The sequence below is a fragment of the Rhizobium sp. BK098 genome, assembly GCF_014193155.1.
Classification (GTDB): Bacteria; Pseudomonadota; Alphaproteobacteria; order Rhizobiales; family Rhizobiaceae; genus Rhizobium.
On the sequence record NZ_JACHYY010000035.1, the window covers coordinates 1 to 6,303 of the forward strand.

Below are 6,303 nucleotides of genomic sequence, written 5' to 3' on the forward strand. Positions count from 1 at the left end.
CTTGAACAGAGCTAACTTATAATCGCGGACATCAAGGGGAGCAGGCCACTTTTAGCCTCTACGCCCGCGCCCGCGTTCCTCATACAATGAGCAACCTTAGACATTGCGGCAGTTGAATGAGAATAGTACAACCCCAGAGTATTTTCACTGCCGCGTTCGTGCGGCATCAGATGCTAATTTGGTTGTAAATGTTGGTGGGCGTGTGAGAATTTGTTTGATAACTGACGCCTACGATGGCGCAAGCGCGCTTGGTGATCTTGGTTCGGGCTTTCGAGGATTGGCGACGTTGCTTGCCGCCCAATCGCACGATGTAACCGTGCTCGTAACGGATCTCTCTCAGAACGGGGACGCAATGACGCACCCGACCCATATTGCGGCAAATCTTAGATTGGTTTTTCTTTCTGACGTGGCTCGAGCTGACGCAGCGATGATTCAACCGATGCTCGCACCATCCAAGGCCTATGCGGTATATCGGTATCTATCAATGATGGATTTCGACGTTGCGCATTTTTTGGACCGCGGCGGCCTCGGCTTTTATGCTGCCGTTGGGAAAGTGCAAGGACGCATTAGAACGCTTATCGTTACACATGTTACGGGGCCGACACGTTGGAGGCGCCGTTTGACACTTGATTTGCCAGACATCGAGACTCTAGAAACTGAAACTTTGGAAAAAGTCCAATTTGAGAATTCGGATCTTGCGATTACTTCAACCGAAAGTGCAGTCGGATGTGTGACAGAGCTTGGTTGGAAATTACCGCGGCTCCTGCGTTTAGATCGGGTGCCGTCCTTTCGGCGATATATAAATCTTAATGGGAAACTCGTTACAAAGGCTATTGAGCCAGGGCAAATGAAGGAACTCGTTTTTTTCGGATCGCAGGACCGAAGTAACGGCTTCGAACTATTCATTGATATCGTGCGTCAAATTAGATGCTGTAAGTCGCTTGATTTAACGCTTATAGGACGTCATAGGCGGACCTCCGGCGAACTGAGTGCATCTCGGCTATTGCGAAAGCTCACGGAGCATCGCGGTCATATTCGTTTTTTAAATGATATAGGATATGAGGATTCAGTACGATGGCTTGCTAACCGGACTGGAGTTCTCTGCATATTTCCTTCGTCGGAGAGAATTAACTCAGCTGGCATTGATGAATGTTTTTCACTCGGTATACCCTTCATCGCCGGTGACATGGCCGCGGCACGTGAGTTAGTTGATGCAGCAAGCTTCGAGGCTTGTCTCGTTCCACTAACTGCGAAAGATTTTTCCAAGGCAATAGAGAGCGCGATCGAAAATGGGATGCCGGCGCTACAATCGACACTTCAGCCGAAGAAAATATGCGAGCACTGGAGCAGCCTTTATTCGGATGAATTGATAGAGACCGTCTGCGACCAAATTACTGATGAGCCTCTGGTTTCCATATGCATAACACACTATGATAGGCCCGCTCTGCTACAGCGTGCGATTGACCACCTGGCGGTGCAGACATATAAAAACATCGAAATTATCATCGTTGATGACGGCAGTAGTAAAGCGGAGTCAATTGAAAAACTTGGTGAGCTCAAGAGAGCAACCTATCGTTTCCCTCTTACCATTATCTATTCGGATAACAGATATCTTGGCGCTGCTCGCAATCTTGCCGCACGCCACGCCAAAGGGGAATTTTTATTATTTCACGACGATGACAACTACGCGGAACCTAATGAGATTGAAGTCTTTGTTCAATCAGCTCTTCGTACGGGATGCGAAATACTGACTAGCCAATGCTGGATTGTACACGAGGAGGACGGCAGCGACGGGGAGCCAAGAATTGAAAGATTTTTCCTTGGTGTGGGAGGCGCCTATTCCCATTTGCAAAATAGATTTGGTGATGCGAACGCTCTAGTTCGTCGCGATACGTTCGAACGGCTTGGCGGGTTTAGCGAAATTGTCAACGTTGGTCTCGAGGACTGGGAGTTTTTTTTACGCGCGCATTTGCGTGGAGTGAAAATCACGGTTGTTCCAGATCCACTATTTTACTACCGCGTTAACCGCCAGAGTATGGTGCATACAGGAGACATATTGCGCAACAGGGAGCGCATATTTTCCGTGTTGGAAGCAGATCACCTGGGTTTCGATTCCGACCTCTCTCGTTTGGCAGCGAAACCAATCATCGAAGCGGAAATTCGCAACCAACTCCTTAGTTTGTTCGAGCACCTTCCAAATGGTGACATTCATACAGAATTGCTCGATCTCGATCCGGCATCAGACCTCATACATGAAAAACTCGCTCTATTGGGACGAGATACCAAATGTCGCACCGATTCAGAGCCTTCTATTGCCGCGTTGCCAAGCAAAGGCGCGCCAGATGACGTTCCCGTCCTTCTGCTCTCGGGCTGGGCTTTCCTTGTGACTGGCGACTCGTATGTTCCAAAATTATGGTTATTAGACGGAAGATTTTACGAGACTATTAACCTCACGTTCGTAAGACGGTTTGATGTCAATGCTCAGTTTCGGCTTCCGGAACACCTTAAAGTAGGCTTTCACGCCTTTATCCGACCGACTTCAAGCTTAACTTGGTTCCGGCGGCGGCGATCTATTCGGACCTCACTCCGACACCAGATCGCGACATTGGACCGAATTCCAGCGCGTATCCAAGCTCATATCGACGCCGTGGAGGCCTATCGAATGTCTCGATTAGAGCTTCCCACTCAGGATTGGTTCGGATCCGTAAGTATAGAAACAGATAGCAAATCATTCTGCATATTGAGAAATGCGGAAGAATTCATTGCGCCTTCGGTTATTCAACTGGCTTTCCGACATCGATTTGTGCCCCAGGCACCTATTAAGGGATCGCTCTCGGCAATAGTACCATTGCGTGCGGAAACAAGAGTGTGGTTTGACTAGCGGTGTCGTTACCATGATGAGTTTTCGCTTGCAATTTGAATAGGACATTGGCAATGACAGTTCCTCATGGTTGCAATCTGCAAGCTAAATATCGCTCGGCAATCTCCTCTAAAAAACCGGGCTAGGTCAGGTGAGGCAATCGAAGCGTGCGCTCAGTTGTAACTTTTTTATACTGGAATTAGACATGAATCGCAGTATTAGAAGTGCTAGGAAAATTGTTCCTGTTCTTGAGAAGAGCGGTTTTTTTGACGGATCTTGGTATCTAGATACTTATCCAGATGTGCGCGCAGCCGGTATGGATCCCGCATTGCACTATCTCTTGCACGGCGCCGACGAAGATAGGGACCCTTGCAGATGGTTCTCAACTGCCGGCTACAAGCGTGATTTCCCTGAGCTTCAACGCTCTGCAGAAAATCCTCTAATACATTACTTACGCTGCAATCAAGCTTCGAAAAAAGCGGCTTCATCAATTGAGCGTGGAAAGACTATATTGGCCCATAATGGAGACGGTATCCCCAAAGTATTTCATAGCGTTTGGTTGAGCGGAGAAGAGGCGCCTGGCCCGTTGCGCTTAGGCGTGGAGAGTTTTTCCAAGTTGCACCCCGATTTTGAAATTCGGAGGTGGTCGCTCGGCGATCTTGACGATGATTCCACTCAATTTCTTCGTGAAGCAATCCAACAGAAGAAATGGGCCTTTGCCACCGACTATATTCGATTGAAGATTCTCTATGAATATGGGGGCGTCTATGCGGATGGCGATGTTTCTTTCTACAGTCGGCTCGATAAATACCTAGGTTACAGTAGCGTCTTATGCTGGGAGACGAATTTTGCTATTGGGCCTCATTTCCTCATGTCAAGACCAAAGAATAAGATAATAGGGCGCCTTTTAGATGTTTACAGGATGCGAAGTCTCTACTTAGGAGACATGCTAGATTTAACGCCGATGCCGGTAATCGTAACGTGGATTTTAACAACTGAATTCGGCCTTCGATTGGACGGAAGTAAACAAGATTTGGGCGATAGTAACATTGTGGAGAGCGAGAACGTATTTACGACGAATTTTAACAACAATAATACGTGCATAGCGGAGCATTTATATTACGGTGGCTGGACGCTGGAGCATGGCGGTTCGTACAAAGATGCGTTGGTTGATATAGCCGCACGCTGGACTAGCGAGAATGCGTCCCCAAACGCGCGCTGGCGTAAGCTTATCTCAACTACCGGGATGGAATGGAGCTACTATTTCCTGAAGAGCGCCGAAGTTGCCTTCCCGGCAATTGCCGAGCTTCCAGAATTGGAGCGGTTCCGCGCTCTTAAAACAAAATTCCTCGGCGGTAGCTTTGTCCGACACCGTGCGATCCTGAAAGCGGTTGAGGCAGCAAATCCACTACGTACAGTATCGCAGTGGCATAGGAAACCTCAAACCAAGACCGAAAGTCACATCCCGGAACGCAAAAGTTCCTCCGATTTAGATGCTGCAACTGAGCTGATACTAAAACGAGATGGATACAAGGTTAATGTCGTCGTACCCATTTATAATGTCAAGGACTATTTGGTCAGATGTCTTAAGTCAATCCAAGCTCAAACGTATGTAAACTTTGAGGCCCTGCTGATTGATGATGGTTCTACAGACGGCAGCTCTGCGATCGCACGAGCTATGTGTGAAACAGATCCGCGATTTAAATACTTTTACAAGCCTAATGGCGGTCTGGGGGATGCGCGCAATTTCTCTATCCAACACCTGAATTCCGATGCTGTTACCTTCGTCGATAGTGATGATTTCCTTTCGTCAGACCATCTGGAAAAACTTGAGGCGAAATTTCACCAGGGCCACGATCTTGCGATCTGTGGTTTTCATCAGACTACGCCCGATGGGCGCATTGTCGAGAGCCGAGAGTTGGCAAAATACTGGGGCGAGGATGATCCAATCATTCACGCGCTCGTGTCTCAATATGAGTGCTACGCCTGGAACAAGATGTATCTAACGGAAACTTTTACCAAGAATGAAAAGGCGCGGTATTCACTTGGTTGGTTTGAAGATCTGGCGTTGACGCCGGCTTTGATTTCCTGCTCCCGCAATCTCGCATTTGTTGACAGTAAGACATACAATTACGTGCAGCGACCAGGATCGATTTTGGCGAATGCGCGGAAGAATATTCAGCGAAATATCGAAATTTTTGATTCTTTGGAAATGCTTCGGCGACATCAGGATCGAATTCCGGAGCAGTATTGGAAAGTTTACATGGATTGGATGGCGCCGCGGCATTATTTTTATTGGCGTGTTGTTGCAATACTTAATGAAAAGTCTCATGGAGTTCGTGTGGCTGCCGCATCCGAGTTTGCACAGAAACTTAATTCCACGGTCCCCAATTGGTTCAGTTCGCCTTATATCGATAAATTCATCCGTGAGCCTGCGGATATGCAACAGCGATTGCGCCGAGAGATGTTGGTAAATGCGTTCAAGGCCAACGACTTAGCCTTCTATGCGTATATTCGCGACCTTCGCGAGTTTGGATTTTAAGGATCGAAACGAATTTGGGTAAGATCTTAAATTTGCATCGGTTGAATTCAAGGAATATAGGCGATCTGAAGTCGTCTCCTTTCGAATACTTTGATATACCTGGTTGGACAGTAGAGTATCGCGATATTCTTGATGCCGTCGATCCTACTTCTCGTGACGGATGGGAGGTAGACTTTGATACCGCGGACTGCGTGGTGATAGGTGGTGGAGGATTATTGGATATTGATTACTTCGCTCCAGCTCTTACTGAAATATACCGTCGACGCAGAAACCAAAAGTTCGTTGTTTGGGGGGCGGGGCACAACCACTACACGGTTGGAGCATGGAATCAGTTGCATCGGAGCGTTGATCTAATTCCTTATAATTATGATCTGATTGGCCTACGTGATGCAGATCAAATTTATCATTGGGCACCTTGCCCATCATGTATGGATCCCGCTTTTGACCGAAGTTATGATATAACCAAAAAATACGTTCTATATAAACACGTAGAAATGGAGCTCAACGAATACATACTTGGGATCCTTCCTGAAAATATTTATATTATTGATAACTATACACCTTTTGATGAAGCGATTTTTTCTCTTGGAAGCGCGGAACTGGTACTAACTAGTAGTTTCCATGGCGCTTATTGGGCAACGTTGTTACGGAAGCGGGTAGTAGCTTTTCCGTTTTCGTCGAAGTTTTATAGCTTTCGACATCAGATTCCACTTTGTGACGTTCGTGATTGGGCGAGATTTGTGGGACTTGCGCGTGCTTATTCAAATGCACTTGCCGAATGCAGGGAGGCAAATATTGTGTTCAGGGATCGTTTTCTCGAGCTATTATCGCGCTGATATCTCGGAATTGCTCGTGACCTTGCCCACAAGTTTTATCCGATTTTGAGTTCGCTCCAGCGTTT

At 47.2% G+C, this 6,303-nt stretch carries 3 protein-coding genes; all 3 read left to right on the forward strand.

What is annotated here, in order from left to right:
- The first annotated feature begins 352 nt into the window (after positions 1 to 352).
- The 3 genes from FHT73_RS29055 (at position 353) to FHT73_RS29065 (ending at position 6,238) form a co-directional block, all read left to right on the forward strand.
- On the forward strand, positions 353 to 2,881 hold the full coding sequence (locus FHT73_RS29055; RefSeq protein WP_183716509.1) for a glycosyltransferase: 2,529 nt from the start codon (positions 353 to 355) through the stop codon (positions 2,879 to 2,881).
- A gap of 184 nt (positions 2,882 to 3,065) precedes the next feature.
- A complete protein-coding gene (locus tag FHT73_RS29060; RefSeq protein WP_112611052.1) occupies positions 3,066 to 5,402 on the forward strand; it encodes a glycosyltransferase in 2,337 nt (778 codons plus the stop codon).
- Between the two features lie 14 nt (positions 5,403 to 5,416).
- On the forward strand, positions 5,417 to 6,238 hold the full coding sequence (locus tag FHT73_RS29065; protein ID WP_162708098.1) for a polysaccharide pyruvyl transferase family protein: 822 nt from the start codon (positions 5,417 to 5,419) through the stop codon (positions 6,236 to 6,238).
- Positions 6,239 to 6,303 lie beyond the last annotated feature (65 nt).

What these genes read in the sequence shown, in the direction of transcription:
- FHT73_RS29055 (WP_183716509.1), top strand. Translation starts at nt 353, where the DNA reads ATGACGCACCCGACCCATATTGCGGCAAATCTTAGATTGGTTTTTCTT.
- FHT73_RS29060 (WP_112611052.1), top strand. Translation starts at nt 3,066, where the DNA reads ATGAATCGCAGTATTAGAAGTGCTAGGAAAATTGTTCCTGTTCTTGAG.